This window comes from Campylobacter sp. RKI_CA19_01128, from assembly GCF_025771175.1.
In the GTDB taxonomy this organism is placed as follows: domain Bacteria; phylum Campylobacterota; class Campylobacteria; order Campylobacterales; family Campylobacteraceae; genus Campylobacter_D.
Genome location: NZ_JAKMPU010000029.1, coordinates 1 through 2,017, shown reverse-complemented (window position 1 = coordinate 2,017; position 2,017 = coordinate 1). Strand labels below are relative to the sequence as shown.

The window sequence follows — 2,017 nt, the reverse complement described above, 5'->3', positions numbered from 1 at the left end:
ATATCTTGTTTTATGGCATTATCTTGATCTAATTCTCCAAAGTAAAAAGGATTATTAGGAAGTTCACTTGAGCCTGTAAGGAGGGTAGAGTTTAAAAAGATATAAGCTTGGTAGTTTTGGAGTTCTTCAACTGCAATGCCTACTTTAGTAGCTACTCTTTTATAAATCTCATCACAATCAATCAAATCCCTACAATTAGCAAAAATAAAAACTTCTTCTTTTGGCAAATTAACAAATATAGTCGAACTTGAAGAATTAAATTTTACTTTTGTTTTAATGGGTTGGTTTTTATTAAGATAATAACTTGTGCAATTATTTTCATAAATCAAATTAATCATTTGCTTTTTTCTAGCTTGAAAAAAATCCAAATCATTTTCCAAGCTAAGACATTTAAAGCACTCAGAGTTATAATTTAAGATTTTCCCTATATTATCTTCTGTAAGTATTTTTTGATTATTTTTATCTTTAACAATAAAAGGCAACCACTTATAAACTGCTTCAGCATGATCTAAATCTTGCTTGAAGTCCTTATTAGATAATTTTTCTAATATAGGTTTATCTAGTATTTTTATATAAATTTGCATAGCTTCCAAAACCAAAAAAGAATCAGGAATAACAAATTTATTTACATTTTTATATTCACCTACATAAAACAACTCTTGTATATCTTTATAAATAAGATTAAATTCTTTCTTGTTATATACGCTATTTTTACACAAGTTATCAAAAATTTTATCCAATACTACGCTAATATAATTTTGATTTTCATCTTGGATATTTATTTGATCTCCTGGTAAAAGCTTATTTTTCTCACTTAAGTCGATTAAATTTTGTGCATAAGAATTTAGATAATCCATAGCACAAGCAATATCCTTTTTAAATTCTTTGATATTTTCATTATTTTTTATCAAATGCTCATAAAAATAACTCGCCCAAACTATATTATACATAAAATGGCTAGTTAGCAAATAATTTTTTTCAAGCTCTCCTATATGAATTAAATGCAACTTGTCTGTATTTTTATAATCAAACTTATCTTTAATATCTAAGCCATATTTATAACCCAAATCAGCTATCACAGATCTTGATGACTCTAATGCTTGTCTATATTCTCGTGAAAAATCTTCTTTATCAGGGATAGGTTTAGCTATAGTTTCTATGTGATGTATTTCTATACTTGTTTTGCCTTTACTTGCTTGTTTTATGTTTAAAGCACATTCATCAAGTCTTTTTTGATCTATTTGTCCTTGTGAATTTTTACATTCTTCGATCAAACCATCTGTTCCATTTTCCACATTTAAAACTTTAGAGCAATTATCTAAAGTTTTTCTAGTCATACCAAAACCAAAAAGTTTTTTAATACCTTTAATGAGTAATTTAAAAACAACTCTAATAACTCTAATAAAAATATTTACAAGACTTATTACAACACCTTCTATACCAGCTCCATTATAAGTATAAAGTTTTTGAATATATTTTTTTTGCCCAAAGATACAAAAACATTGAGCCAAATGTCCTCCTAAAGAATGCCCCACAATATCTATTTTAAAATCATCACTCCCATGCTTTTCTCTAATGATTTTTAAAACTTCATCACTATAATTCATCAAAGACACCACTTGCGGAATTCCAAGCCTCAAAGCAATAAAACCATCTGTAAAAAATGCATCTTTTAATAGCTGTGTTCCACCTGTTTCAGTACCACGAAAAGCCAAGATATAAGTATTATCATTTTTACTTGTATCTTTAAAAACAGTATGAGAATAACCACTAATGCTAGTATTTTTTACATGATCTATAACTTCATAACGAGATACAAAGTTTTTAGTGCGTGGGCTAAGATGATGTCTGAATTTTCTAGGATCTTTATTGTGTTTAGCAAAATTTAAAGCCAGTAGGTTTTTTTGATCTTTTGCTTCTTTGTCTTCTTTGTTTCTATAAATAAAGCTTTGCGCTTTATTTCCAATAACTTGATCCTCATCTAAAGCTTCATTGTCTTTTCTAGGTTTTTTAAAGA

1 protein-coding gene is annotated in these 2,017 nt (G+C 27.4%); it reads right to left on the bottom strand.

What is annotated here, in order from left to right; translation table 11 throughout:
• Positions 1-2,017, bottom strand: a 2,017-nt coding sequence (locus tag L8U98_RS08120; RefSeq protein WP_263725502.1) for a hypothetical protein, incomplete at both ends; no start/stop codon positions are given.